A 430-nucleotide genomic window follows, 5' to 3' on the forward strand; every position below is an offset into this window, starting at 1 on the left:
CCAGTCCGTATTCAGTGCCCCTAACCCGGATATCCCGGCCATTGTCCCTTGTGCGGTAGTCTGGGGCATGGGCCCGGCCCTGGCGGACGCGCTGCCACAGTCATTGTGGACCCACTGGCTGACTCGTCAGACCGCCCTCAACCGTTCGGCAGGCTGGTTGCCGGGCCAGGCGGTTATCACCGACAACTCGCTGTTACCGGATTTTGTGCTGCAGCTGCTGCCGGAAGGGCGGGGCCTGACCCCGCGCCAGCGCACCTGGCGTGGCGGGATTGCCCTGTTCACGCTGGCGGCCATCGCTGCCTTGTGCAGCAGTGGCTGGAACAACCGCCACCTTGTACAGCGGTTGAGTTTTGATATTGCGCACTATGACGGTATCTCGATGGACAATTACGCCCCGAAAGCCGAGGCGGTCAAGGTGCTGCGTGAAGAT

1 pseudogene is annotated in these 430 nt (G+C 63.0%); it reads left to right on the plus strand.

The window, feature by feature from the left end:
• Positions 1-430, plus strand: a pseudogene (locus tag AC2A06_RS18880) (OmpA family protein); the annotation flags it as partial.

The sequence above is a fragment of the Serratia sp. HNCC26DJ244 genome (assembly GCF_057180565.1).